This is a genomic window from Microbulbifer sp. SE14 (assembly GCF_059834885.1).
On sequence record NZ_JCBAJA010000043.1, the window covers coordinates 1 to 26,389 of the forward strand.

At 64.5% G+C, this 26,389-nt stretch carries 22 protein-coding genes; 15 read left to right on the forward strand and 7 right to left on the reverse strand.

What is annotated here, in order from left to right; all coding sequences use genetic code 11:
• Positions 1–121: 121 nt before the first annotated feature.
• Positions 122–3,604, reverse strand: a complete 3,483-nt coding sequence (gene mfd / locus AC6R19_RS21225; RefSeq protein ID WP_500581881.1) for a transcription-repair coupling factor — start codon at positions 3,602–3,604, stop codon at positions 122–124.
• A gap of 282 nt (positions 3,605–3,886) precedes the next feature.
• Between mfd and AC6R19_RS21230 the strand changes: the two genes are divergently transcribed.
• The 11 genes from AC6R19_RS21230 to AC6R19_RS21280 all read left to right on the forward strand — a co-directional run bounded on the left by AC6R19_RS21230 (position 3,887) and on the right by AC6R19_RS21280 (position 14,992).
• Positions 3,887–5,350 carry a glyceraldehyde-3-phosphate dehydrogenase gene (locus AC6R19_RS21230; protein ID WP_500581913.1) on the forward strand — a complete coding sequence of 488 codons (1,464 nt, stop codon included), beginning with the start codon at positions 3,887–3,889 and terminating at the stop codon, positions 5,348–5,350.
• Positions 5,351–5,842: 492 nt separating this feature from the next.
• Entirely contained in the window at positions 5,843–7,183 is a 1,341-nt protein-coding gene (locus AC6R19_RS21235) for a Na(+)-translocating NADH-quinone reductase subunit A (RefSeq protein WP_500581882.1), read from the forward strand.
• Between the two features lie 2 nt (positions 7,184–7,185).
• Positions 7,186–8,397 carry an NADH:ubiquinone reductase (Na(+)-transporting) subunit B gene (locus AC6R19_RS21240; RefSeq protein ID WP_500581883.1) on the forward strand — a complete coding sequence of 404 codons (1,212 nt, stop codon included), beginning with the start codon at positions 7,186–7,188 and terminating at the stop codon, positions 8,395–8,397.
• On the forward strand, positions 8,390–9,172 hold the full coding sequence (locus AC6R19_RS21245) for a Na(+)-translocating NADH-quinone reductase subunit C (protein WP_500581884.1): 783 nt from the start codon (positions 8,390–8,392) through the stop codon (positions 9,170–9,172). The genes AC6R19_RS21240 and AC6R19_RS21245 overlap by 8 nt, the downstream gene beginning before the upstream one ends.
• A gap of 2 nt (positions 9,173–9,174) precedes the next feature.
• Complete coding sequence (locus AC6R19_RS21250; RefSeq protein ID WP_500581885.1) at positions 9,175–9,846, forward strand: NADH:ubiquinone reductase (Na(+)-transporting) subunit D; 672 nt, start codon at positions 9,175–9,177, stop codon at positions 9,844–9,846.
• A 2-nt stretch (positions 9,847–9,848) separates the two neighbouring features.
• The gene (gene nqrE / locus AC6R19_RS21255) at positions 9,849–10,457 is read left to right on the forward strand and encodes an NADH:ubiquinone reductase (Na(+)-transporting) subunit E (protein ID WP_500581886.1); all 609 of its coding nucleotides are present in this window, start codon (positions 9,849–9,851) and stop codon (positions 10,455–10,457) included.
• Between the two features lie 18 nt (positions 10,458–10,475).
• Positions 10,476–11,699, forward strand: coding sequence for an NADH:ubiquinone reductase (Na(+)-transporting) subunit F (nqrF, locus tag AC6R19_RS21260; RefSeq protein WP_500581887.1), 1,224 nt, complete (start codon positions 10,476–10,478; stop codon positions 11,697–11,699).
• A 137-nt stretch (positions 11,700–11,836) separates the two neighbouring features.
• On the forward strand, positions 11,837–12,763 hold the full coding sequence (locus tag AC6R19_RS21265) for an FAD:protein FMN transferase (RefSeq protein WP_500581888.1): 927 nt from the start codon (positions 11,837–11,839) through the stop codon (positions 12,761–12,763).
• Entirely contained in the window at positions 12,760–12,996 is a 237-nt protein-coding gene (gene nqrM, locus AC6R19_RS21270; protein ID WP_500581889.1) for a (Na+)-NQR maturation NqrM, read from the forward strand. Before AC6R19_RS21265 ends, nqrM begins: the two co-directional genes overlap by 4 nt.
• Positions 12,997–13,133: 137 nt before the next feature.
• Complete coding sequence (sthA, locus tag AC6R19_RS21275; RefSeq protein ID WP_500581890.1) at positions 13,134–14,531, forward strand: Si-specific NAD(P)(+) transhydrogenase; 1,398 nt, start codon at positions 13,134–13,136, stop codon at positions 14,529–14,531.
• Entirely contained in the window at positions 14,528–14,992 is a 465-nt protein-coding gene (locus AC6R19_RS21280; RefSeq protein WP_500581891.1) for a thioesterase family protein, read from the forward strand. Before sthA ends, AC6R19_RS21280 begins: the two co-directional genes overlap by 4 nt.
• Before the next feature lie 110 nt (positions 14,993–15,102).
• Here the strand turns inward: AC6R19_RS21280 and AC6R19_RS21285 are convergent, their stop codons facing one another.
• From AC6R19_RS21285 to AC6R19_RS21310, 6 genes are all read right to left on the reverse strand, one after another.
• On the reverse strand, positions 15,103–16,410 hold the full coding sequence (locus AC6R19_RS21285) for an outer membrane protein assembly factor BamB family protein (protein WP_500581892.1): 1,308 nt from the start codon (positions 16,408–16,410) through the stop codon (positions 15,103–15,105).
• A gap of 118 nt (positions 16,411–16,528) precedes the next feature.
• Complete coding sequence (locus AC6R19_RS21290; RefSeq protein ID WP_500581893.1) at positions 16,529–17,920, reverse strand: winged helix-turn-helix domain-containing protein; 1,392 nt, start codon at positions 17,918–17,920, stop codon at positions 16,529–16,531.
• Positions 17,921–18,044: 124 nt separating this feature from the next.
• Complete coding sequence (locus tag AC6R19_RS21295; RefSeq protein ID WP_500581894.1) at positions 18,045–18,617, reverse strand: nicotinamidase; 573 nt, start codon at positions 18,615–18,617, stop codon at positions 18,045–18,047.
• A gap of 21 nt (positions 18,618–18,638) precedes the next feature.
• Positions 18,639–20,015, reverse strand: a complete 1,377-nt coding sequence (locus tag AC6R19_RS21300; RefSeq protein ID WP_500581895.1) for a nicotinate phosphoribosyltransferase — start codon at positions 20,013–20,015, stop codon at positions 18,639–18,641.
• Positions 20,016–20,285: 270 nt separating this feature from the next.
• On the reverse strand, positions 20,286–20,669 hold the full coding sequence (locus AC6R19_RS21305) for a hypothetical protein (protein WP_500581896.1): 384 nt from the start codon (positions 20,667–20,669) through the stop codon (positions 20,286–20,288).
• 40 nt (positions 20,670–20,709) lie between these two features.
• The gene (locus tag AC6R19_RS21310) at positions 20,710–21,006 is read right to left on the reverse strand and encodes a hypothetical protein (protein WP_500581897.1); all 297 of its coding nucleotides are present in this window, start codon (positions 21,004–21,006) and stop codon (positions 20,710–20,712) included.
• A gap of 160 nt (positions 21,007–21,166) precedes the next feature.
• Here AC6R19_RS21310 and AC6R19_RS21315 point away from each other — a divergent pair, with 160 nt between their 5' ends.
• From AC6R19_RS21315 to AC6R19_RS21330, 4 genes are all read left to right on the forward strand, one after another.
• Positions 21,167–22,798 carry an alpha/beta hydrolase gene (locus AC6R19_RS21315; protein WP_500581898.1) on the forward strand — a complete coding sequence of 544 codons (1,632 nt, stop codon included), beginning with the start codon at positions 21,167–21,169 and terminating at the stop codon, positions 22,796–22,798.
• A gap of 51 nt (positions 22,799–22,849) precedes the next feature.
• The gene (locus AC6R19_RS21320) at positions 22,850–24,091 is read left to right on the forward strand and encodes a lipoprotein-releasing ABC transporter permease subunit (RefSeq protein WP_500581899.1); all 1,242 of its coding nucleotides are present in this window, start codon (positions 22,850–22,852) and stop codon (positions 24,089–24,091) included.
• Between the two features lie 272 nt (positions 24,092–24,363).
• Positions 24,364–25,116 carry a lipoprotein-releasing ABC transporter ATP-binding protein LolD gene (gene lolD, locus AC6R19_RS21325; RefSeq protein WP_500581900.1) on the forward strand — a complete coding sequence of 251 codons (753 nt, stop codon included), beginning with the start codon at positions 24,364–24,366 and terminating at the stop codon, positions 25,114–25,116.
• Positions 25,109–26,368: a lipoprotein-releasing ABC transporter permease subunit gene (locus tag AC6R19_RS21330; RefSeq protein ID WP_500581901.1), complete on the forward strand. Its 1,260-nt coding sequence runs from the start codon at positions 25,109–25,111 to the stop codon at positions 26,366–26,368. The genes lolD and AC6R19_RS21330 overlap by 8 nt, the downstream gene beginning before the upstream one ends.
• Positions 26,369–26,389 lie beyond the last annotated feature (21 nt).

Below are 26,389 nucleotides of genomic sequence, written 5' to 3' on the forward strand. Positions count from 1 at the left end.
GAGTCCCGAGTCCCGAGTCCCGAGTCCCGAGTCCCGAGTCCCGAGTCCCGAGTCCCGAGTCCCGAGTCCCGAGTCCCGAGTCCCGAGTCCCGAGTCCCGAGTCCCGAGTCCAGAAATAGTATCACTGCGCCAGCCGTTCCAACACTCCGGCCACCTGCCGCAGCCTCTGGTCGGGGCCGTCCTCGTCCAGGCTGAAGTTCAGCTGGTTGGCTCCCTGCAGCTGGTAGCGGCCGGGCTCCGTCTGCACCATCTTGACCAGCGTCAGCGGATCCACCCGGGTATTGTCCGCAAATTCGATACGTCCCCGGGCCGCCGAGGCCTCCAGTTTGCGGATGCCCATGGAATCCGCCTTCAGCTTGATCTCGGTGGTGCGAAACAAGTGCTTGACCGGCTCCGGCAGCAGGCCGAAGCGGTCGATCATTTCCACCTGCAGTTCCTTGAGCTCCTGGCTGTCGGCGGCATTGGCGATGCGTTTGTACATCATCAGGCGGCCGTGCACGTCCGGCAGGTAGTCCTCCGGGATCAGCGCCGGCACCCGCAGGTTCACGTCCACCGCCGGCGATTCCAGCGGTTCGTCGATATTGGGTGTCTTGCCCGCGCGGATCGCCTTCACTGCCCGGTCCAGCATCTCCATATAGAGATTGAAGCCGACGCTCTGGATCTGGCCGCTCTGCTCCTCGCCCAGCAGCTCGCCGGCGCCGCGGATCTCCAGGTCGTGGGTGGCCAGGGTGAAGCCGGCCCCCAGGTCCTGGGCCTCGCTGATGGCCTCCAGGCGCTTGACCGCATCGGCGGTCATGGCGCGCTTGTTCGGCGTCAGCAGGTAGGCGTAGGCCTGGTGGTGGGAGCGGCCCACGCGGCCGCGCAGCTGGTGCAGCTGGGCCAGGCCGAACTTGTCCGCGCGCTCGATCAGGATGGTGTTGGCCGTGGGCACGTCGATGCCGGTCTCGATGATGGTGGTGCAGACCAGGACGTTGAAGCGCTTGTGGTAGAAGTCGCTCATTACCTGTTCCAGCTCCCGCTCGCGCATCTGCCCGTGGCCGATGCCGATGCGGGCCTCGGGCACCAGCTCCTGCAGTTCCCGCGCGATGCGCTCGATGCTCTTGACCTCGTTGTGCAGGAAGTACACCTGGCCGCCGCGCAGTATCTCCCGCAGCACCGCCTCCTTGATCAGGGCGTCGTCGCGCTCGCGCACGAAGGTCTTCACCGACAGGCGCCGCGCCGGCGGCGTGGCGATCACCGACAGGTCGCGGATACCGGCCATGGCCATATTCAGGGTGCGCGGGATCGGCGTCGCAGTCAGGGTGAGAATGTCCACCTCCGCGCGCAGGCTCTTCAGGCGCTCCTTCTGGCGCACGCCGAAGCGGTGTTCCTCGTCGATGATCAGCAGGCCCAGATTCTTGAAGTCCAGGTCGCTCGAGAGCAGCTTGTGGGTGCCGACCAGGATATCCACCTTGCCGCTGGCGACCTTCTCCTTGACGCTGTCCACCTCCTTGCCGGAACGGAAGCGCGAGATCACCTCGACGTTCAGCGGCCAGTCGGCGAAGCGGTCCTGGAAGGACTGGAAGTGCTGCTGGGCGAGCAGGGTGGTGGGCACCAGCATGGCCACCTGCTTGCCGGCGTGGGCGGCGACGAAGGCCGCGCGCATCGCCACTTCGGTTTTTCCGAAACCCACGTCGCCGCAGACCAGTCGGTCCATTGGCTTTTTCGACAGCATATCCGCGACCACCGCCTCGATGGCCTGCTGCTGGTCCGGTGTCTCCTCGAAGGGGAAGCCGGCGGCGAACTCGCGGTAGGCGAGCCCCGGATCGGCGAAGGCGTGGCCGACGCGGGCCTCGCGGCGGGCGTAGATATCCAGCAGTTCGGCGGCGGCGTCGCGTACCTTTTCCGCAGCCTTGCGCTTGGCCTTCTGCCACTGTTCGCTGCCGAGGCGGTGCTGCGGCGCCAGCGCCTCGTCGGCGCCGGAGTAGCGGCTGATCAGGTGCAGGCTGGAGACGGGCACATAGAGCTTGGCCTCGTCGGCGTATTCCAGGGTCAGGAATTCCGCCGGCTGGCCATCGATCTCGAGGTGCTGCAGGCCGCGGTAGCGGCCCACGCCGTGATCGATATGTACCACCGGCGCGCCGATGCGCAGTTCCGCCAGGTTCTTGACCGCGATTTCGGCGTCGTCCACGGCCTTCTTGCGCCGGCGCTGTTGCATGACCCGCTCGCCGAACAGTTGCGGCTCGGCGATCAGCTCGATGGCCGGCTCCGCCAGCTTCAGGCCCTGGTCCAACGGCGCCACGGTGATGCCGTAGGTCTCGCCGCTGGCGAGGAACTCCGCCCAGCTGTTGAACTGCGCCGGCTGCAGGCGTATGCCGTCCAGCAGTTCCAGCAGCGCCTCGCGGCGGCCGCCGCTCTCCGCGCAGAAGAGCACCCGCCCGGAGTACTCCATCAGGTGGCTCTCCAGCGCCGCCAGCGGCTGCTCGGATTTGCCGTCCACCGGCAATGGGGGCGGGGGCTCGCTGGCGAAGTTGTAGTTGCCCTGAGCCTGGGGCAGTGTCTCCGTCGAAAAGATCGCCCGCGGCATGGATTTCAGGGCGCCGTTGAACTCGGCCACGTCCAGCAGTATCTGCCTTGGAGGCAGAATCGGGCGGGTCAGGTCGCCGCGGCGGCTCTCATAGCGGTTGCCGACTTCGCGCCAGAAGTTCTCCAGCGGCTGCTGTATGTCCCCCTGCAGGAAGGCCTGGCTGTTTTCCGGCAGGTAGTCGAACAGGCTCGCGCACCGATGGTCGCCGAAGAACAGCGGCAGGTAGTACTCGATACCGGCGGGGGCAATGCCCGCGCCGATATCCTGGTAGATGGGCACCTGGCTGGGATCGCCGTCGAACTGCTCGTGCCAATTCTGCAGGAACTCCGACAGCGCCGCCTTGTGCAGCGGGAACTCCCGCGCCGGCAGCAGGTGGATGCTGTCCACCCTGTCGACGGTGCGCTGGCTCTCCGGGTCGAAGGTGCGCAGGGACTCTATCTCGTCGTCGAACAGGTCGATGCGATAGGGTAACTGGCTGCCCATCGGGTAGATGTCCATCAGCGAGCCGCGCACCGCGAATTCGCCGTGCTCGTAGACGGTGTCCACGCAGTGATAGCCGGCCTGTTCCAGCAGGCGGCGCTGCACGTCCATGTCGAACTGCTGCCCCTCCTGCAGTATCAGCGCATTGCCGGCCACGTAGTCCCGCGGTGGCAGCCGGTGCATCAGGGTGCTGACCGGCACTATGACGATGCCGCGGCCCATCTGCGGCAGTCGGTAGAGGGTGGCCAGGCGGTCAGAGATGATGTCCTGGTGGGGCGAGAAGGTGTCGTAGGGCAGTATCTCCCAATCCGGGAAGTGGAAGATTTCCAGCTCCGTGTCGTCGCCACCATCTCTCCCGCCTTTGTTAAAAAATTTCAGCTGCACCTCCAATCGGTGCGCTTCCAGGCTGTCGCGGGTGATCAGCAGGGTGGGGGAGTCGGCCCGGCGGGCCGCACTCAGGATTGCCAGGGAGGCCGCCGCGCCGTGCAGCTGCCCCCAGAATTGCCGGTCACTGGAACTGCGAAAGTCCGGAGGGGACAGGGGGTGTATTTCGGTCATCTTTCCTTATAAATCCGCGCTTTCGGTCGGAGCTGGGCTCGGGGGACGCTATTGTAACGGTGAACTCCTGTCGGTGCAGTCACGGCAAGGGAAGGCGGCCCTCAGGTCACAGAAAAGGGCCGGTTACTGCGGGCGGTGAATTGGTAGTTTTACTACAGATTTTTGCCGTTTTTTTGTCCGGTTGCGCACCCGGGGTTCAATGCCTATATTGCGCAGCCACGCGGCCCGGGGCTGTCCCGCAGGCCGCGCAACTCCTGCCTATTTAACACATTGCAGAGGTGTCTGACTGTGACCCAGAAGCGACCGAAGCCCGCGGACTTTTTCAAGGACTGGAAGGAGCGCGAAGCGCTGGCCGAATCCATGATCCCGATGATTGGCAAGCTCAATCGCGAGCGCAACGTCGGTGTCTATATGTACGGCCGCAACCTGGTTAACCGCTCCGTGCTGAGCATCATGAAGGCACACCGCTTCGTGCGGCAGGTGGAGGAGAACGAACTCTCCGAATTCGAATCCTTCCCGGTACTGGAGGCCATCTGCAAGCTGGACCTGGGCCCGGTGCATATCGACCTGGGTACCCTGACCAACAAGTACATGGGCGACGATCGCGGCCTGTCCGTGGACGAATTCGTCAGGGAAGAGCTGGCGGGCGCCGTGGGTGCCGGCAAGCCGCTGCCGGAGCCGCGCGATGTGGTCATCTACGGTTTCGGCCGCATCGGCCGCCTGGTGGCGCGCCTGCTGATCGACAAGGCCGGCAGCGGCGACGTGCTGCGCCTGCGCGCCATAGTGCTGCGCAAGGGCAAGGCCGACAACGACCTGGTCAAGCGCGCCTCCCTGCTGCGCAGGGACAGCGTCCACGGTGCCTTCAAGGGCACCATCCGCGTCGACGAGGACACCAACACCCTGATCTGCAACGGCAACGAGATCAAGATCATCTACGCCAACTCCCCGCAGGAAGTGGATTACACCGCGCACGGCATTCACGACGCCATCGTCGTCGACAGCACCGGCGTGTGGCGCGACGAGGAAGGCCTGAGCCAGCACCTGGAAAGCAGGGGTGCCGCCAAGGTGCTGCTGACTGCGCCGGGCAAGGGCGACATCAAGAATATCGTCTACGGTATCAACAACGGCGATATCAAGCCGGAAGACCAGATTCTCTCCGCCGCCTCCTGCACCACCAACGCCATAGTGCCGGTGCTGAAGGTGATGATGGACAAGTTCGGCGTGGAGCACGGCCACGTGGAGACGGTGCATTCCTATACCAACGACCAGAACCTGATCGACAACTACCACAAGGGTGAGCGCCGCGGCCGCGCCGCCGCGCTGAACATGGTCCTGACCGAGACCGGCGCCGCCAAGGCGGTGGCCAAGGCGCTGCCGGAACTGAAGGGCAAGCTGACCGGCAACGCCATCCGCGTGCCGACCCCGAACGTCTCCATGGCGATCCTGAACCTGAACCTGGGGCGGGAGACCACCAAGGAAGAGCTGAACGAGTATATGCGCGATGTGGCCCTGCACTCGCCGCTGCGCCAGCAGATCGACTACACCAACTCCCCCGAGGTGGTGTCCAGCGATTTCGTCGGCTCCCGCCGCGCCTGTGTGTTCGACTCCATCGCCACCATTGTTGATGGCAAGAATGCGGTGCTCTACTGCTGGTACGACAACGAGTTCGGTTACAGCTGCCAGGTGGTGCGCTGCCTGGAGGATATGGCCGGGGTTAAGTACAAGCTGTTCCCGGTGCAGGACTAAGCTACTCAGGACTCGGGACTCGGGACTCGGGGATGAGCCTAATACGAAGGCCCTGACGGCAGGGGCTTTTTGCGGGACTGTCAGCGAGAGGGACCTCGCTGCCAAGCCTGCAGGGATGTATTCACGGCGTGTCCCACGAAAAGCCCCCGGCGGCAGGGCCGCCCGAGGCCTATTAAGAAGGGCTGACTGCCGGCCACTATCCACTCAACCCCCTGTTTTTGCTGCAAAATTTTCCTCCCCCTTGCCCATTTCGGCCGCTTCCGCACTGGTAAACCCCCAAGCCCATCTTTATAATGCGCGCGATTTTGGCGGGGCCGCCGTGCGCCGAGAAGTTCTCTCCTTACCCGAACCCGGGATTAAGCGGCATAAGCCCTCGCAGCGCGAGAATTCCTCAATGTGGCTCGCCGATCGGAGCGCCGGCCGATGTCTGGCCGCGACCCGGTCTGCGGGCTGCATTGCATATTTTCAAACTAGAAACTTAGGCATAGGCGTATGAGAAAGATCCGTCGGGGATTGGATTTACCCATATCCGGCGCGCCCGAGCAGGTCATCCACGATGGCCCTGCACTCAGGACCGTCGCTGTGCTCGGCCCCGATTACCACGGGATGAAGCCGACCATGGCGGTGGCCGAGGGGGATAGCGTCAAACTCGGGCAGCTGCTGTTTACCGATAAGAAGACCGAAGGCGTGCGCTACACCGCACCCGCTGCCGGTCGTGTTGTGGCGATCAACCGCGGTGCCCGCCGTGTGCTGCAGTCCGTGGTCATCGAGATAGAGGGCGACGAGGCCGAGCAGTTCACTGCCTACAGCGCCGACCAGCTGGCCGGCCTGACCCGCGAGAAGGTGGTGGAGAATCTGGTCGAGTCCGGGCTCTGGGCCGCGCTGCGCACCCGACCCTACAGCAAGGTGCCGGCCCTGGACGCCGAGCCGGCGGCCATCTTCATCAACGCCATGGACACCAACCCGCTGGCGGCGGATCCGGTGCTGGTGATCGCCGAGCAGCGCGACGCCTTCGCCCAGGGTGTGGAAATCCTCTCCAAGCTGGCGGACGTCACCTACGTCTGCACCGCGCCGGACGCCGATGTGCCGGTACCGAACGCCAACAACATCCGCCGCGAGGCCTTCGCCGGCCCGCACCCGGCGGGTCTGTCCGGTACCCACATCCACTTCCTGAGCCCGGTCAAGCCCGGTCGCAGTGTGTTCACCATCAACTACCAGGACGTCATTGCCGTCGGCAAGCTGTTCACCACCGGCAAGCTGTTCACCGACCGCGTCGTCGCCCTGGGCGGCCCGCGCGCCAGCAAGCCGCGCCTGCTGCGCACCCGCCTGGGCGCCAGCCTGGACGAGCTGACCGCCGGCGAGACCAGCGGTGACGACAACCGCGTGATTTCCGGCTCCGTTTTCGGGGGGCGCACCGCGGCCGGCCCGCTGGCCTACCTGGGCCGCTACCACAACCAGGTGAGCGTGCTGGAAGAGGGTCGCGAGCGTCCCTTCCTGCACTATATGCGCGCGGGCAACAAGCGTTTCTCGATACTGCCGATCTACTTCTCGCGCCTGTTCAAGGACCGCAAGTTCCCCTTCACCACCAGCACCAACGGCTCCGAACGCGCGCTGATGCCAATCGGCACCTACGAGCGCGTGGTACCGCTGGACCTGCTGCCGACCCAGCTGCTGCGCGCACTGATCGTCGGCGACACCGCCACCGCCCAGCAACTGGGTGCGCTGGAACTGGACGAAGAAGATCTCGCGCTGTGCACCTTCGTGTGCCCGGGCAAGTACGAATACGGCCCCATTTTGCGGGACAACCTGACCCGTATTGAGAAGGAGGGTTAAGGATGTTGCGCAAATTCCTCGATTCCATTGAGCCGCACTTCCACAAGGGCGGCAAATACGAAAAGTTCTACGCCCTCTACGAGGCGGTGGACACCGGCCTGTTCCAGCCCGCGGACACCACCAAGACCACTTCCCATGTGCGCGACGGCATCGACCTGAAGCGCATCATGATCAGTGTCTGGGCCTGCGCCATGATCCCGATGTTCTACGGCATGTGGAACGTCGGCTTCCAGGCCAACACCATCATCGAAGGCATGGCCAACCCGGAGCTGGCCGGCTGGCGCCACGCCATCATCGGCGCCCTGTCCGGTTACGATCCCAACAGCCTGTGGGACAACTTCGTTCACGGGGCCATGTACTTCCTGCCCATCTACTTCGTCACCTTCGTGGTCGGCGGTATCTGGGAAGTGCTCTTCGCCGCGGTCCGCGGCCACGAGGTGAACGAGGGCTTCTTCGTCACCTCCATCCTGTTCGCACTGGCCTGTCCCCCGGACCTGCCGCTGTGGATGGTGGCCATGGGCATCAGCTTCGGCGTGGTGATTGGCAAGGAAGTCTTCGGCGGGACCGGCAAGAACTTCCTCAACCCGGCACTGACCGGCCGCGCCTTCCTGTTCTTCGCCTACCCGGCGGCCATGTCCGGCGATGCCGTGTGGACCGCGGTGGATGGCTATACCGGTGCGACCGCGCTGTCCGTCATGGCCAGCGAGGGCATCCAGAACGGCGCCGTGGGCGTGCCCAGCGGCCAGCTGACCTGGATGGATGCCTTCCTCGGCAATATGCACGGCTCCATCGGCGAGACCTCCACCCTGGCGATTCTGATCGCCGGCGCGATACTGCTGTTCATGAAAATCGCCAGCTGGCGCATCGTCGCCGGCACCCTGCTGGGCATGATGGCCACCGCCTTTATGTTCAACATGATCGGCTCCGACACCAACCCCATGTTCAATGTGCCCTGGCACTGGCATCTGGTGGTGGGCGGCTTCGCCTTCGGCTTGATCTTCATGACCACCGACCCGGTATCTGCGGCCATGACCGATACCGGCCGCTGGTGGTACGGCATCCTGATCGGGGTGATGTGTGTATTAATTCGCGTGGTGAACCCGGCCTTCCCGGAAGGCATGATGCTGGCGATTCTGTTCGCCAACCTGTTCGCACCGCTGTTTGACCACTTCGTGGTGCAGTCCCATATCAAACGGAGGTTGGCACGTGGCTAATAAAGATTCCGTAAAAGGCACCTTGTTGGTGGCCCTGGTGATGTGCCTCGTCTGCTCGGTGGTGGTTTCCACCGCAGCAGTGATGCTCAAACCGGCGCAACAGGCCAACGCTGCCCTGGATATGAAGCGCAACGTACTGCTGGCCGGCGGCCTGATCACAGACGCCAAGGCCAGCGCGGCGGAAGTCGAGAAGGCTTTCGAAAGCGTGACCATCAAGTATGTGGACCTGCGCACCGGCAAGTTCACCGATGAGGCCCCGGCCGGCGGCAGCGGTCGCGCCGCGGCCAAGATTGCCGAGGCGAGTGAAAAGCTGCCGCCGGAGCAGGACAAGGCCAAGATCATCCGCCGGGAAAACACCAAGGAGGTGTACCTGGTGGAAAAGAACGGCGAACTGCAGCGCATCATCCTGCCGGTGCGCGGCTACGGCCTCTGGGGCCAGCTGTACGGCTTCCTAGCCCTGGAGAGCGATCTCAAGACGGTCGCCGGCCTCGGCTTCTACGAGCACAAGGAAACCCCCGGACTGGGCGGCGAGGTGGACAACCCCAACTGGAAGGCCCAGTGGGTCGGCAAAGTTGTCTACGACGAGCAGGGCAATGTGGCCATCGACGTGATCAAGGGCAGTGTCGATCCGAACAGCCCGAATGCCGAACACCAGGTGGACGGCCTGTCCGGTGCGACCCTGACCAGTAACGGCGTCGACAATCTGGTCAACTTCTGGCTGGGCAGCGAGGGCTATGGTCCCTTCCTGAAAAACCTCAAAGCAGGGGAGGCGTAAACATGAAAGTCAAAGATACTCTGCTCGAACCGGTATTCAACAACAACCCGATTGCGCTGCAGATCCTCGGAATCTGTTCCGCGCTGGCGGTGACCAGTTCGCTGCAGGTCACCCTGGTCATGTGTATCGCACTGACCAGCGTTGTGGCCTGTTCCAACGTGGCGGTGTCCCTGATCCGCAACCAGATCCCGAACAGCATCCGCATCATCGTGCAGATGACCGTGATCGCATCCCTGGTAATCCTGGTGGACCAGGTGATCAAGGCGGTGGCCTACGACATCTCCAAGCAGCTGTCGGTATTCGTCGGCCTGATCATCACCAACTGTATCGTGATGGGCCGCGCGGAAGCCTTCGCCATGAAGAACCCGCCACTGCCGAGTTTCCTCGACGGTATCGGCAACGGCCTCGGATACAGCGTGATCCTGATCGGCCTGGCCGTGATCCGGGAACTCTTCGGCGCCGGCAAGCTGCTGGGCACTGAAATCCTGCAGACAGTCAGCAACGGCGGCTGGTATGTACCCAACGGCCTGCTGCTGCTGCCGCCCAGCGCCTTCTTCCTGATCGGCCTGTTCATCTGGGCGCTGCGCACCTGGAAACCCAAGCAGGTGGAAGAGGACGAGTTCAAGATCGCGCCCAACTCCAAACCGCTACCGGCGCAACCGCAGGAGGCCTGATCGTGGAACATTTTATTTCGTTGATTATCCGCGCCGTTTTCGTTGAAAACATGGCGCTGGCCTTCTTCCTCGGTATGTGCACCTTCCTCGCCGTATCGAAGAAGATCGAGGCGGCCATCGGCCTGGGTGTGGCGGTGATCGTGGTACTGACCCTGACAGTGCCGGTCAACAACCTGATCTACACCTACCTGCTGAAAGACGGCGCCCTGGCCTGGGCCGGCTACCCGGACGTGGACCTGAGCTTCCTTGGCCTGCTGTCCTACATCGGCGTTATCGCCGCGCTGGTACAGATCCTGGAGATGTTCCTGGATAAATACGTGCCGGCGCTCTACAACGCGCTGGGTGTATTCCTGCCGCTGATCACCGTGAACTGCGCCATCATGGGTGCCTCCCTGTTCATGGTGGAGCGCGAATACAACTTCGGTGAGAGCGTCGCCTACGGCTTCGGCGCCGGCCTCGGCTGGGCCCTGGCCATCACCGCCCTGGCGGGTATTCGCGAGCGCCTGAAGTACAGCGACGTCCCGGACGGCCTGAAGGGCCTGGGCATCACCTTCGTTACCGTCGGCCTGATGTCCCTGGGCTTCATGTCCTTCGGCGGCATCGATATCTAAGCGGGGGAGTAAGATCGTATGAACTTGGAAATTATCCTCGGCGTAGCCATGTTTACCGTCATAGTGCTGGCGCTGGTGGCGGTGATCCTCGTCGCCCGCTCGCGCCTGGTAAACACCGGCAACGTCAACATCCTGGTCAACGGTGAGAAGACCCTCACCGTGCCCGCCGGCGGCAAACTGCTGCAGACCCTGGCGGCCAACAACCTGTTCCTGGCCTCCGCCTGTGGCGGCGGCGGCAGCTGCGCCCAGTGCGTGTGCGTCGTCAAGGCCGGCGGCGGCGACATGCTGCCCACCGAGGCGGCCCACTTCACCCCGCGCGATGCGAAGGAGGGCAAGCGCCTCTCCTGCCAGGTTGCGGTGAAGCAGGACATGGAGATCGAGGTGCCCGAAGAGGTGTTTGGTGTGAAGCAGTGGGAGTGCACTGTGGAGTCCAACCCCAACGTGGCCACCTTCATCAAGGAGTTGACCCTGAAGCTGCCGGAGGGCGAGAACGTCGACTTCCGCGCTGGCGGTTACGTGCAGCTGGAGGCGCCGCCCCACCACGTGAAATTCTCCGATTTCGACATCGAGGAAGAGTACCGCGGCGACTGGGAGCACTTCGGTTTCTTCAACCTGGAGTCCAAGGTAACCGAGCCGGTGGTGCGCGCCTACTCCATGGCCAACTACCCGGAAGAGAAGGGTGTTGTGAAGTTCAACATCCGCATCGCCACCCCGCCGCCGCGCACCGAAGGTGTGCCGCCGGGCCAGATGTCTTCCTATGTGTTCAGCCTCAAGCCGGGCGACAAGATCAAGGTGTACGGCCCCTTCGGTGAGTTCTTCGCCAAGGAAACCGACAACGAGATGGTGTTTATCGGCGGTGGTGCCGGCATGGCGCCGATGCGCTCGCACATCTTCGACCAACTGAAGCGCCTGCACTCCAAACGCAAGATCAGCTTCTGGTACGGCGCCCGCTCCCTGCGCGAGATGTTCTACGAGGACGACTACAACGGCCTGCAGGAAGAGTTCGACAACTTCCAGTGGCACGTGGCCCTGTCCGACCCCCAGCCGGAGGACAACTGGACCGGTTACACTGGCTTTATCCACAACGTGGTCTACGAGAACTACCTCAAGGACCACCCGGCGCCGGAAGACTGCGAGTACTACATGTGCGGACCGCCCATGATGAACGCCGCAGTCATCAATATGCTCAAGGACCTGGGTGTAGAGGATGAGAACATCCTGCTGGACGACTTCGGGGGGTAATTAAATTGCTGGGGCAATTTAATTATAAAAATGCGAAAACAGGGTCTCTTTTTACGGCCCTGTTTTTGCTTTTTATTTCTGTAATTTTTTCCGCCTGCGCGCCGGCGAAAAGGACCTGGCAGTTCTCTGGCCCGACCATGGGCACGACCTACCACATCACCGTGGTGGATGTGCCACCGGATGTGAACAGGGCACAGCTGCAAACCCTTATTGACGGCGCCCTAAGCGCCGTCAACCAGGAGATGTCGACCTATATCGACGACTCCGAGCTGATGCGCTTCAACCGCGGCCCGGTGGGCGAGGCGGTGCCGGTCAGCGCCTACCTGGCCGATGTGGTGGAACTGTCCCTGGATATCCACCGCCGCAGCGGGGGCGCCTTCGAGGTCACCGTCGGCCCGCTGGTGAACCTGTGGGGCTTCGGCCCGCAGCCGGAACCGGAAAATATTCCCAGCGACGCGGCCATCGGGGAACTGCTGCAGCAGGTCGGCTCCGATGCATTGAAGGTCGAGCGCAATCCCGACCGCATCACCCGCAGCCGCCCGGTGCAGATAGACCTGTCGGCCATCGCCAAGGGCCACGGCGTCGACCGGGTGGCGCTGCTGCTGGAAGGGCAGGGCATCCGCAACTACCTGGTGGAGATAGGCGGTGAGCTGCGCACCCTGGGCAAAAACCCCAAGGGGAAGGACTGGCGCATCGGCATAGAGAGCCCTAATCCGTCCGGCCGCGTGGTACAGGAGCCGATTTCGGTGAGCGGCAAGGCCGTCGCCACCAGCGGCGACTACCGCAACTATTATGAGCGCGACGGCGTGCGCTATTCCCACAGCCTGGATCCGCGCACCGGCCGCCCGCTGCGGCACCGCCTGGCCTCGGTCACCGTGATTGCGGACACCTGCGCCGAGGCGGACGGCCTGGCCACGGCGCTGAATGTGCTCGGCGCCGAGGCCGGATTAGAATTGGCAGAGCGGGAGAATCTCGCAATCTTTATGCTGGTGAAAACCGACGCGGGTTTCGAGGAGCGCTACAGCAGTGCCTTTGCGCCCTACCTGGAGAGGACTGAGAAGTGACAGTATTTATTCTTGCTTTCGTTGCCATGCTGCTGATCGTCACCGGCATGGCCCTGGGCGCCATACTGCAGAACAAGCCACTGAAGGGTTCCTGCGGTGGTCTCAATACCCTCGGCCTGAAAGAGGGCTGTGAGATCTGCGGCGGTGACGACAAGGAATGTGAAAAAGAGCAGCAGCGCCAGAAGCTGGCGCGGCAGCAGGCGGACCTGGCCTACGATGCCAGCAAACGCTAAGGACCTCTCCTTCGGGAAAAGCCCTTGTAGGAGCGGCCTTGGCCGCGATCGATCTTGGCGGTTGCTTCTGAATCCGATCGCGGCCAACGGCCGCTCCTACAGGCAAACGAATTAAACCAATAAAACAGAGCTTGCAGATGGCAGAGCAAAAATTCGATCTGGTAGTAATCGGCTCCGGCCCCGCCGGCGAGGCCGCGGCCATGAGTGCGGCCAAGAAGGGCATGCGCGCGGCGGTGATCGAGAAGCGCCCCGCGGTGGGCGGCAACTGCACCCACAAGGGCACCATTCCCTCCAAGGCCCTGCGCCACGCGGTCAAGCAGCTGATGCGCTACAACACCCAGAGTGTCTTCCGCGCGTTGGGTGAACCGCGCCGAATGACCTTTCCGGAAGTGATGCAGACGGTCAACAAGGTCATCTCCTACCAGGTGGAAATGCACACCGCCTTCTACGCCCGCAACCGTGTCGAACTGATCATCGGTGAGGCCAAATTCCGCGACGCCAACAGTGTGGAAGTGCTGCTGCCGGATGGCGCCACCGAAATAGTCAGCGCGGAAAAATTCATTATCGCCACCGGCTCGCGCCCCTATAGACCCGGCGATGTGGATTTCGGCCATCCGCGCGTCTACGACAGCGACACCATCCTGGATATGCAGCACACGCCGCACTCCATCATGATCTACGGCGCCGGCGTGATCGGCTGCGAATACGCGTCCATCTTTGCCGCCTTGGGCGTCAAGGTGGACCTGATCAATACCCGCGGCAGCCTGCTGGAATTCCTCGACGACGAGATTTCCGATGCCCTCAGCTACCACCTTCGGGATATGGGCGTCACAGTGCGCCACCGCGAGGAGTACGCCAAGGTGGTGCCCACCGACAGCGGTGTGATCATGGAGATGCAGTCCGGCAAGCGCATCCACGCGGACGCGCTGCTGTGGTGTAACGGCCGCACCGGCAACACCAGCGGGCTCGGCCTGGACAGTGTCGGCCTGGACGCCAACCACCGCGGCCAGCTGAGTGTCGACGAGCACTATTGCACCGAAGTGGAAAATATCTTCGCGGTGGGTGACGTGATCGGCTGGCCCAGCCTCGCCAGCGCCTCCTACGACCAGGGCCGCGCCGTGGCCGCCGCCATCGCCGGCCGCGGCCACCGGGTGATCGAGGATGCGCCCACCGGCATCTACACGCTGCCGGAGATCTCCTCCGTCGGCAAGACCGAGTCGGAACTGACCGCCGCCAAGGTGCCCTACGAAGTGGGCCGCGCCCTGTTCAAGCATACGGCCCGTGCGCAGATTTCCGGCGAGCGGGTGGGCATGCTGAAAATCCTCTTCCATATCGAGACCCACGAGATTCTCGGCATTCACTGCTTCGGTGCCGAGGCGGCGGAAATCGTGCATATCGGCCAGGCGATCATGAAACAGCCGGCGCCGAACAATGTGATCGATTATTTCGTCAACACCACCTTCAACTACCCGACCATGGCCGAGGCCTACCGCAGCGCGGCCCTGGACGGACTGAACCGGGTGATGCGCCTGTGACCGAGCCCTCCCCGAGCGAATTCCGGGCACTGGTAAAGGGCTTCTTCGAGCAGATCCCCTTCAACCGCCAGATAGGCCTGGAGATGCGCGAGCTGGACCTGGAAAAGCTCACCCTCTCCGCGTCCTTCGAGCTGCGCCCGGAGCTGATCGGCAATATCTGGAAGAACATCCTGCACGGCGGTGTCATCGCCACCGCCCTGGACACCGTCGGCGGCCTCACCGCCATGGTGGCCGCCTACCAGCGCCTGGGGGATATCGACTGGCAGGAGAAGACCGAGCGGCTGTCCAAGCTCGGCACCGTGGACATGCGCGTGGACTACCTGAAACCGGGCAGGGGAGAGCATTTCATCTGCCACGGCTCCATACTGCGCACCGGCAACAAGCTGGTGGTGACGCGGATGGAACTGCGGAACAATGCCGAAGAGCTGATTGCAATCGGTACCGCGACTTATCTCTATTGATGGCGTTTTAAAGCAAGGCTCGCGATCCCGGACATCGGTTTTCCACCTTGGGCGGCGCTCCAAGCAGCGGCGATCAGGCGGGCGGGGTCCCGGCATCTCCGGCAGGAGACTCAGTGAAAGACCAGTATTTCCCCTCTGGTGTTGGCGGCAATCAGCCGCTCGCGATGCCAGGCGGGGGTGGCCAGGAAGGCGCCCAGGCGCTTTATATGCTCCAGGGCTGAGTAGAGTTTGCCCTCGCTGCCGTACAGGCGTTTGCCGTCGAATCTGCCCTCCCGGTCCAGCACGCCGTAGGGGTCGAGCAGGCTCTGGGGATCCCGGTAGCTCCACAGCGGTTCGCCGCTGCGGGCGTCGAGGGCGAACAGTTCGCCTTTCATGTCGCCCATGACCAGGGCATTGCCCGCGAGCAGGCCGGAGGCATAGACCCACACGCCCTGGTCGCGGCGGTAGACCTCTTCGCCGGTGCGCTTGTCCAGCGCCAGCAGCAGGCCTGTGTCCGACGTGCCCAGGTAGAGGCGTTCTTCGTCGAAGGTGGCGGTGGTGATCACCCAAGAGCGCTCGGCGTCATAGCGCCAGAGCCGCTCGCCGTTCTCCAGGTCGATGGCGTAGGCGTGGCCATCGCGGGAGCCCAGGTAGACGCGCTCGCTGTCCACCACCGGGCTGGCCTGGAACCCGAGCCAGATGCTGTGCTGCTGTTCGCTCTCGCCGGCGAAGCGCCAGACTTCCTTGCCGCTCTCTGCGTCGAGGGCATAGAGCCGGCTGTCCCAACTGGATACCAGGACCTTGCCGCCGGCACAGGCGGGAGCGCTGTGCACCAAGCCGCCGGTCTTGAAGGACCACTGCAATTCGCCGCTTTCGGGCTCGAGTGCATAGAGGCGCTGGTCGCTGCTGCCGAAGAAGAGCTTTCCTTCGCAGACGACCGGGGAAGAGAGGTAGAAGTCCCAGGGGTCGGGCACCGGCTGCTGGCCCTGGGGGCCGCGGCGCACGCCGTAGAGCAGGGGAGCGGAGAAGTAGTGCTCACCACCGGTGGCGAAGCGCCAGCGCTCCTCGCCGGTGTTCCTGTCCAGGGCATAGAGATGGCCGTCGCGGCTGAGGGCGTATACCAGTTCTCCGTGCACCGCCGGGGCACCGCTGAAGCCGCCGCGACTGTGGAATATCCAGGCCAACTGGCGATTCTCCAGGTCGACGGCGTAAAGGTTGCCGTTCTCCGCGCCGATATACAGCTGCCCGCCGGCGATTACCGGCGAGGATCGGGTTTCAGAGTGCAGTTCGAAACGCCACTCCAGTTGCAGCCGGCTCAAGTCCTTATCGGTATCGGCGCGGCCGCTGTGGGTGGGGTCGCCCATAAAGACGGGCCAGTCGGTGGCAGCCGCGGGGCCGGCGGCGAGGGCGAGCAGCAGGGTGAGACAGAGTCTGAACATATCGGGTTCCTAAGGTTATGGAACCCCCAGTTTCGCGGAAGCCGGCGGCGGCCGTCCTGAAGGGCCGCTGAAGAATCCTTAAGAAGGCTTAAGGAGCCCGTAGGGTGCGCCGATTCCTTCACTCCCAGCCCGTGCGTTGAAGCAGGGCGGCGAAGCGTGGGTTCCCGTGCAGCGGGGCGAACTTGGGGTCCACCGCCAGCCACAGCAGGGGAGATTGGCGTGCGGCATGGGCCTGTTCCAGGAACGCCATGGCCGCGTCGGTATCCCCAGCGCCGAGGGCGTAGCGCGCCCAGGACAGGGGCGGCCGGTACTGGCCGAGGTCGGCCTCCTCCCTGCTCGCCAGCAGCCAGGCGTCCACCGCCGCCAAGCCGCCGCGGTGGAAAGCCTGCTCCGCCTGCTGCAGGTCACCATCCGCCATTTCCGCATCGCGCATCAACCAGAGCAGGTGTGCGAAGGCGGTCTCCTCCTCGCCGAGGGTGGCGTAGAGCTTGTAGGCGGAACTGTGGTAGTCGCGCCGCTCGGGCTCGGTACTGGCGATGCGGGCCAGTTCCTCTTTCGCCTCGTCGTAGCGGCCCTGCATATAGAGTATCCAGGCCACGCTCGGCACCGGGTAGCTGAGGGGCTCCAGGCGGCGCATTTCCTCGATCTGTGCGCGGGCCTCGGCGAAGCGGCCGCGGGCCAGCAGCCATTGGGCGAACTGGAAATGGGCCCGGCCCCGCTGCGGTGCCAGCGCCAGGCTGCGGCGGTAGTGCCGCTCCACTTCCCGCGGGTTGCGCCCCTGCCAGAACAGCAGGTCTGCCATCAGCAGGTGGGCCCGCCAATCGGTCCCGTCCAGCGCCAGGGCGCGGGCGAGCAGGCCGTGCAGCTCGTCGAAGTGCACCGCCGCGGTAACCTGTTCGCCCAGCAGCCGCATCTTGATTTCCGCCAGCAGGGTGTAGGCGGCGGCCTCCCCCGGCGCCTGCTCGAGGTGTTCGCGCAGCGGGTTTATGGCACCGCGCCAGGCATCGCCGTCGCTTCCCCGGAGCGCCGCGCGCGCCTGTTGCAGGGCGGCGGCCGGCTCCGGGGCCGGCTCGTCCCCGGGGGCGGCCGCGAGCCAGATCGACACGCCCGCCAACATCAGGGCGGAAATCGCCGCGGGCAGCTGCCATCGACGGATGTGCGATGGCCGCGCTTCCAGGGGTTGGCAGGGCGCGATCAGCTGGTAGCCGGTTCCCGGCAGGGTCTTGATATAGGTGGGGCGCCGGGGGGTGTCATCCAGGGCTTTGCGCAACTGGCTGATCGCCACCGTCAGGCTGTCCTCGTTGACCACCTTGCCCGGCCACAGGGTCTCGAGCAGTTCGCCCTTGCCCAGCGGCTGTCCGGGGTGCCGGGCCATATACGCGAGGAGGCTGCTGAGGCGCGGTTCCAACAACTGCTCGCGGCTGCCCTGCCGAAGGAGATTGCTGTGGGGTTCGAACAGCCACCGGCCCAGTTGGAGGGCGGCCTTGGAGGTTGGGGGAGACTCGGACACGGCTGATTATTGGACGGTTGTTACTGTTATTGGGGACGTTTCAATTCCGGCGGGTTGCGCCACAGTACACTATCCCGCTTGAAGTGCATACGCTGGAGAGGGCAGCCTTGTATCCTGTCCGGACTCATTCCCTGTGCAGCTTTGCCCCCACCTGCAGCATCTCCCGCCGCGCCTTGTCGCCGCCTTCCTCGGTTACCGGCCGCGTGCCGTCGGCGATGAGCCGGCACTCGAAGCCCAGTCGCAGGGCGTCGAGTACGGTGGCGCGGACGCAGACGTCTTCCGCGAGGCCACCGACCCACAGGCGCCGGATGCCGTCGTTGCGAAGCTGCTGCGCCAGGCCGGTTTCGTCGAAAGCGGAATTCTGGTCCCGGTCGAAGCGTACGCCCTTTGTGATCTTTGTCGTGGATGCCGGTAGCCTCAGGTCCGGGTGGAACTCGGCGCCCTGGGTATCCTGCAGGCAGTGAACCGGCCAGGGGCCGCCCTTTTCCCGGAAGCTGACGTGGCCGACGGGGTGCCAGTCCCGGGAGGCGTAGATCGGGACGCCCCTGGCAACGGCGGCGTCGATCCAGCGGTTGAGCTGGGGAACTATCTCGTCGCCACCCTCGATCGCCAGGGCGCCGCCGGGGCAGAAATCGTTCTGGACGTCCACCAGCAGCAGGCCGTCGCCGGGCTGCAGCTGTTTTTCGATGTCATTCATGGGGTGTCTCCCGGTAAGTGTTCAACGGGCAACCTTGCGCCGGACCCGCGCCTTGAGCTTCTCCAGGCGCGGGCTGAGCGCCACCGGATAGGGTGGCTCGGCGGGAGCGTTTGCCCGCACCCGGGCCGGCAGCCGCGCCAACTGTGCGCGGGTGTAATCCCGCGTTTGCTCCAGCGGTTCGGGTGCGGAGACCCGCTTGCCCGCGCGCATCACCGGCTTTAGCAGTGGGCGCCCGGGAAGTGTTTCATCGGCGCAGGCGATGACGTCGCGCAGGTCGCGATCGCCATCCGCCAGTCGGAAAACCTGTTTGCGCCCCGGCAGAATGGGCTTCCCGGGCGAGAGTTTCAGACGCCCTTCGCCCGCATACTCGCAGAGCTTATAGGCGATATCCAGGTCCGGGGCGTCGCGGGAGACGCCCATGTGCGTGCCCACCCCGAAACCGTCGATGGGTGCTCCCGACGACAGCAGGTCGGCGATGACATCCTCGTCGAGCCCGCCGCTGGCGATGACCTCCACCTGTGACAAGCCGGCGCCATCGAGCAGCTGGCGCGCTTCCCGGGCCAGTTGCGCGAGATCCCCCGAGTCCAGCCGCACCCCTCGCACCCGGAATTCGCCGCCGAGCGCCCGCGCCAGTTCGATGACCTCGCGCACCCCGTCCGCGGTATCGTAGGTATCCACCAGCAGCACCGTTTGCGGATAGCGCGCGGCAAAGGCGCGGAAGGCCGCCGCCTCGCTGTCGTGGGCCTGGACATAGCTGTGTGCCATGGTGCCGGCGACCGGGATACCGTAGCGCTTTCCGGCCAGCAGGTTGGACGTGGCGGAGACACCGGCGATGTACTGGGCGCGGGCGCCCTGGACTGCGGCGTCGAGGCCGTGCATGCGCCGCGCACCGAAGTCGATCACCGGCCGGCCCTGCGCCGCGGCGACCACCCGCGCCGCCTTGGAGGCGAGCAGGGTCTGTAGGTGCACCTGGTTCATGACCAGTGTCTCCAGCAGCTGCGCCTCCGGCAGCGGCGCCACGACCTCGAGGATGGGTTCGTTGGCGAACACCGGCGTGCCCTCGGGCACGGCGTACAGGTCCCCGCTGAAGCGGAAGCCCTGGAGCCAGGACAAAAACCGCTCGCTGAAGGTGCCGAGGGAGTCGAGATAGGCGAGGTCGCCGTCGTCGAAGCGCAGGCGCTCCAGGTAGTCGACGATGGTGTCGATGCCGCAGGCGACCAGGTAGTTGCGCCTGGCCGGCAGGCGGCGCACGGCCAGGCTGAAGACGGCGCGCTCCGTCAGGCCCTCGTCCAGGTAGGCCTGGAGCATGGTCAACTCGTACAGATCCGTGAACAGGGCGGGCACTGTCCCGGCCCCGCCGTCGTCGCCCGCATGGCGCTGCTGTTGTTCGTCGCTCATAGCTCCGGACATCCGCTGTCTCAGCCGCTGTTCCGCCAGGCACCGACCGGACGCGGCAATGGCATTGGGTGGTGGCCATTCAATCTTGGCCCCGATTGAAGTATCTCGTGGCAGGGTTGGGTGGATTTATCGGCCAGAAATGGTGGGTCGGAAAGGGCGCAGCCCGGTAATTGCGCGCAGGGGAGAAAAGCTTCCCGGGCAAGGCTCCGGCGGAAAAGCGGCCACCTGTGCCCGGGATTGGTGGTTCAGTTGGTTGGAATTGCCGTGGCGTCAATCCGCGGCGGGTGCCATGGACATCTGCTGCTTGATCTCCTCGCAGGTCGCCTGCTGTTCCGCCTCGGACATGGTTTTCCATCTCTCGGCCGTTTCACTCTCGCTGCTGGCGAAGGCCTTTTCGAAACCGCTGATGTCCATGCCGGATTCTTTCAACTGCTCCCTCTGCTGTTGTTTCATTTTCGCCAGCTGTTCCTCGGAGTAGTCTCCGCAGGCCCTGGCGAGGGTGTGCATGGAGCCGCTGAATTTGCCCAACTGGTTCGCCATATCCTGCATGGCGAACTGGCCCGGATCGGTCTGTGCGACGGCCGGTTGGCCCAGGGCGACGGCTGCGATGGCGAAACCCAGTGCCCGGCAGATGGAAGTTTGCGGTTTAAACATTGGTTTTTATCCTTCCTTGGTGATGAATTCGATCAGGTGGTCAGCCGCGGTGCTTCTTTACCGTGTGCAGCGCCACGTCCCACTCGAAGTAGACATAGAAATCGGCGTACTCCCAGCGGGTGATGGCAGGTTCGCCCACCGGGCCCTGGATGCCGATGGGATCGCCGAGGCGCGCGGTGACCTGGTCTTTCTTCAGGCCGCGCACCTGCTCGACAGTGGCATCGCCGCCCTGGGCGCCGACCGGCACTTCGAGGGTTTCCGCCTGTGCGCCGAGGGCCAGGAGCAGGGTGGCTGCACCGGCCAGGCAGGGGATACGGCTGCGGAGTCTGCTGAACATTTGTCCTTCTCCGGGAGTGGTTATTCTGGGTTGTTGCCAATTAAAGCAGATATTCTGCCTAAACACTTGGATTTCTTCACGTTTTTCGCGCTCCGCCGAATCCCCCGGCGCTGTATCCGGACTATCCTTTAGGTCAAACTTTGACCTGCGAGTGGCACGGATGCGACTGGGACACTTCTTTTCCACTGCCGGATTGCTGATTGGCACCGTCTTCTTTGCGCTGTCGCTGACGCCCTCCCTGATTCCGCGCACCGACATTGTTCAGGGCAGCATTTCCGGGCTGTCATTTGCGGCCGGCTACGGCGTGGGTGCGCTGCTGACCTGGCTCTGGTCCTTCCTCTGCCTGCCGCTGCCGGGTGAGAAAGCCCGCCGCTGGCTGCAGTGGATTGCCGCCGCCCTCTGCGCGCTGCTGGCGCTGGCGTTTCTGTTCCAGGCGAGCGAGTGGCAGAACTCGGTCCGTTCCGTGATGGGGCTGGAAACCGTCTCCGGGGTGCGGCCTTTTACTGTGGGACTGGTGGCGCTGGCACTCTTCCTGCTGGTACTGCTGATCGCCAAGCTGTTCCGGCGCACCTATTTCTTCCTGTCGCGCAAGCTGGAAAAGGTGATACCGCGGCGCGTGTCGCTGTTACTTGGGCTGGTGGCGGCCTTCGCGCTCTTCTGGGCCATCGTCAACGATGTACTCATCAACGCGGCCCTGCATACGGTGGATTCCATCTATCGGGAACTGGACGAGCGTATCCAGCCGGACATGCCCGCGCCCAGCGACCCGGCGAAGCCCGGCGGCGCCGATTCCCTGCTGAGCTGGCAGGATATGGGCCACCAGGGGCGCCGCTACCTGGCACTGGGCCCCACCGCGGCCGATATCGGCGAGGTGACCGGCGAGGCCAAGGACCCGATCCGCGTCTATGTGGGACTGAATGCGGCGGAGACGCCGGGCGAGCGCGCCAGGCTCGCGCTCGAGGAACTGAAGCGGGTGGGGGGCTTCGATCGCTCGGTGCTGATACTGATCACGCCCACCGGCACCGGCTGGGTGGATCCGGGCGGCATCAACTCGGTGGAGTTCCTGCACCGCGGGGATATCGCCAGCGTGGCCGCGCAGTATTCCTACCTGCCGAGCCCGATAGCCCTGATGACCGAGGATGCCTACGGCCGGGAATCGGCGGAGGCGCTGTTCGAGGCCGTCTACGGCCACTGGCGCCAACTGCCAAAGGAATCGCGGCCGCGGCTGTACCTGTTCGGCCTGAGCCTGGGGGCGCTCAACTCCGACCGCTCCTTCGACTTCTACGACATCATCGACGACCCCTTCGACGGCGCCCTCTGGACCGGGCCGCCGTTTCGCAGCAACACCTGGCGGGAGGTCACGGCGGAGCGCGATCCCGGCTCGCCGGCCTGGCTGCCGGTGTTCCGCGATGGCGCCGTGGTGCGCTTCGGCAATCATTTCGGTGGCTACGACCAGGGCTCGGCCCCCTGGGGTTCCTTTCGCCTCGCCTACCTGCAGCACGGCAGCGACCCGATCGTCTTCTTCGAGCCCGAGGCCCTGTACCGGGAACCCGCCTGGATGAAGGCGCCGCGGGCGCGGGATGTCTCGCCGGATCTGCAGTGGTACCCGATAGTGACCATGTTCCAGTTGGCGGCGGATATGCACGCGGGCGTCGCGCCCATGGGCTTCGGGCACAGCTACGCGCCGGCGGATTATGTGCGCGCCTGGCTGGCGCTGACGGAGCCGCAGGGGTGGACGGAACAGGATCTGCAGCGGCTGCGGGACAGGCTCTCCAAGTTCAACAAGCGCTAAATGTGTGTAAACACTTGGATTTCCCAACGCTTTTCCGCTTAAATCACCCCCATGATCAAGCCAGTACCCCTCTTTATCGGCCTGCGCTACGTGGCCGCCCGCCGCCGACAGCAGTTCATCTCCTTTATCAACGGCTTCTCCCTGCTGGGCATGGCGCTGGGCGTCATGGCGCTGATCGTCGTGACTTCGGTGATGAACGGCTTCGACCGGGAGCTGAAGACCCGCATCCTCAGCGTGGTGCCCCACGGCTTCGTCGAGAAGGAAGGCGGGCTGGAGGACTGGCGCACTGCCGCGCAGCAACTGGAGCAGCAGCCCCATGTGGAGGCCGCCAGCCCCTTCGTGCGCGGCTTTGCCCTGCTGGGCGCCGGCGGCGGCAGCCACGGTGTCGAGTTCCAGGGCGTGGACCCCCGCGCGCTGCGCAACGTGTCCGAGGTTGGCGAACATATGATCATGGGCAGCCTGGATGCGCTGCAATCCCGCAGCTACAACATAGTCCTCGGCCGCATCCTGGCCCGCCAGCTGAACGTGATTCCCGGCGACAGCGTGGTGCTGACCCTGCCGGAAGTGGTGGTGACCCCCGCCGGTATCTTCCCGCGCACCAAGCGCTTTACCGTGGCCGGAGTCTTTTCCGTCGGCGCCCAGGTGGACCAGAGCACGGCGCTGATGCATATCGATGACGCCGCGCGGCTGCTGCGCATACGCGGAAAGGTCCAGGGGCTGCAACTGCGCTTCGACGATATGGACAATGCCCTGGGGCGCGTATCCGGCTATGCCGAGGGCCTGGGCGAAGGGTTCAAGGGCGAGGACTGGAGCCTGTCCCAGGGCAGCCTGTTCCAGGCGGTGAAGATGGAAAAGACCGTGGTCACCCTGATGCTGATGATCATCGTCGCCGTGGCCGCGTTCAATATCGTCTCCGCGTTGGTGCTGATGGTCGCCGACAAGCGCTCGGATATCGCCGTGCTGCGCACCCTGGGGCTGACGTCGCGGCAGATAATGTCGGTGTTCGTGGTGCAGGGCAGTGCCATCGGCATTGTCGGCGCCTTTGCCGGCGCGCTGCTGGGCATACTGATCGCGTTGAACCTGACCGAGATGGTCAGCTGGGTGGAAAACCTGCTGGGGGCGAAGATATTCGATCCGCGGGTATTTTTCGTCAGCTTCCTGCCGTCGGAATTCCGCAGCGCCGATGCGGTCCTGGTGCTGACCGCCGCAGTTTTGATGAGTCTGCTGGCAACCCTGTTCCCCGCCTGGCGCGCGGCGCAGATAGAGCCGGCGGAAGCCCTGCGTTACGAGTGATTTGATGGTAGGGTGCGCCGCGCGCACCAAATTGCTCGCCGGTTGGCCTCTGTGAGGTGGTGCGCACAGCGCACCCTACGGCTACGAACGAAGGTATGTATTGACTGTAGGAGCCTGCCTGCAGGCGAAAGGCTACGGAGTTCCGCCCTTTTTACGAGGCACATCCCTGTGCCTCGCGCTTCGGGCAGCTTCGCTGTGCCAAATTGCTCCAGGCAATTTGGTCGCCTGCAGGCAGGCTCCTACAAGGATGAATAAACAGGCTAATTAAATTGATGAACAGCCAAGTGGAAATCAATACTGAGCAGGTCGCGCCTGCGCAATCCGGCACCGGCGCAGTACTCGCCTGCCGCCAGTTGCGCAAGCGCTACCGCCAGGGCACGAAAGAGCTGGAAGTGCTGCGCGGCGTGGAGCTGGAAGTGCAGCGCGGCGAGAAACTGGCGATCGTCGGCGCCTCCGGCTCCGGCAAGTCGACACTGCTGAACCTGCTCGGCGGCCTGGATACCCCCAGCGCCGGCGAGGTCTGGGTGGCGGGGCAGAACCTGGCCACTCTGGACGCGAATGAGCGCGGCTGGCTGCGCAACAGCAGCCTGGGCTTCGTCTACCAGTTCCACCACCTGCTGGGGGAATTCTCGGCGCTGGAAAACGTCGCCATGCCGCTGCTGATCGGCAAGCACCCGGTCGGCGATGCGCGGAAGGAGGCCACGGAAATGCTGCAGGCGGTGGGCCTCGGCGAGCGATTGAGCCACAAGCCGTCGCAGCTGTCCGGCGGCGAGCGCCAGCGGGTGGCCATCGCCCGCGCGCTGGTGACCCGGCCCGCCTGCGTGCTGATGGACGAACCCACCGGCAACCTGGATCGCGCAACCGCGAAAGAGATCCACAAACTGATGGACAGGCTCAACGAGGAGATGGGTATCAGCTTCGTGATCGTCACCCACGACCCGGACCTGGCCGCGGCCCTGGACCGCACCCTGCACCTGATCGATGGCAAACTCGAAAGCGGCTGGCACCAGGGTGACCATGTTTAGGCCGCTGCCCGCCTTTATCGGCCTGCGCTACGCCGGCGCCCAGCGCCGCAGTGAGGATTCCGGCGGACTGGTCTCGTTTATCTCCGGGCTGTCGATGATCGGCCTGATTCTCGGCGTAGCGCTGATGATCGTCGTGATGTCGGTGATGAACGGCTTCGACCGCGAGCTCCGCGAGCGCATCCTCGGCATCATGCCCCACGCCACCATCTACAACGCCAGCCCGGATATCGACTGGCCGGCGCTGCGCGACCAGCTGGCGGCCGATCCAGAAGTGACGGCCGCGGCGGAGGTGTGGCAGGTCAATGCGCTGGCGCGCAAGGGCAGGGAGGTCACGCCGCTGCTGGTGCAGGGCATCAACCCGGAGACGATTGTCCAGGTCTCCAATATCGGCCGCTTCCTCGATCCGCAGGGCTTTGCCGCTCTCGGTGACCCGGCTGAGCCGGGCGTGATTCTCGGCAAGGGGATCGCGGAGAAACTCGGCGTCGAGGAGGGCGAGCACCTGTCCCTGATAGTGCCCAACAGCGAGAGCGCCGACGGCGGCCGCCGCGCGGCGCGCCTGGCGGGCTTTAAAGTCGCCGACATCTTCCACTCCGGCACGGCCCTGGATCACTCCCTGGCCCTGGTCTCCTGGCCCCAGGCCCAGTCCCTGGCCGGCGGCAGCGGCGGCGCCGGCGTGCAGCTGCGCCTGGAGGAAATGCTCGAGGCCAACTGGATCATGCGCCGCCTGCTGCGGGAACTGCCGGCACAGGATTTCTACGGCAGCGACTGGAGCAGCACCCACGGCAATCTCTACCAGGCGATCCAGATGTCCCGCAACCTGGTGGGCCTGCTGGTACTGCTGATCATCGCCATCGCCGCCTTCAATGTGGTGTCCACCCTGGTGATGGTGGTGATCGACAAGCACGGCGATATCGCGATTCTTCGCACCATGGGCGCCAGCACCCGCGAGATACTGCTGACGTTTGTCAGCCAGGGGGCGCTGGTGGGCCTGGTCGGCGCCGTGGTCGGCGGACTGCTGGGCATACTCGGATCCCTGACGGTGACCGACCTGGTGGCGGGGCTGGAATCCCTGTTCGGGGTGCAGTTCCTGAAGTCCGACGTCTATCCGGTGGACTATCTGCCGTCCGAACTGCAGTGGGGTGACGTGGCGCTGGTGGTGGGGGCGGGCTTCCTGCTCAGCCTGCTGGCGACCCTGTATCCGGCCCTACAGGCCAGCCGCGTGCAGCCGGCGGCTGCGCTGCGGCATGAATAAAGGGGTCCGGCGTGAAGACGA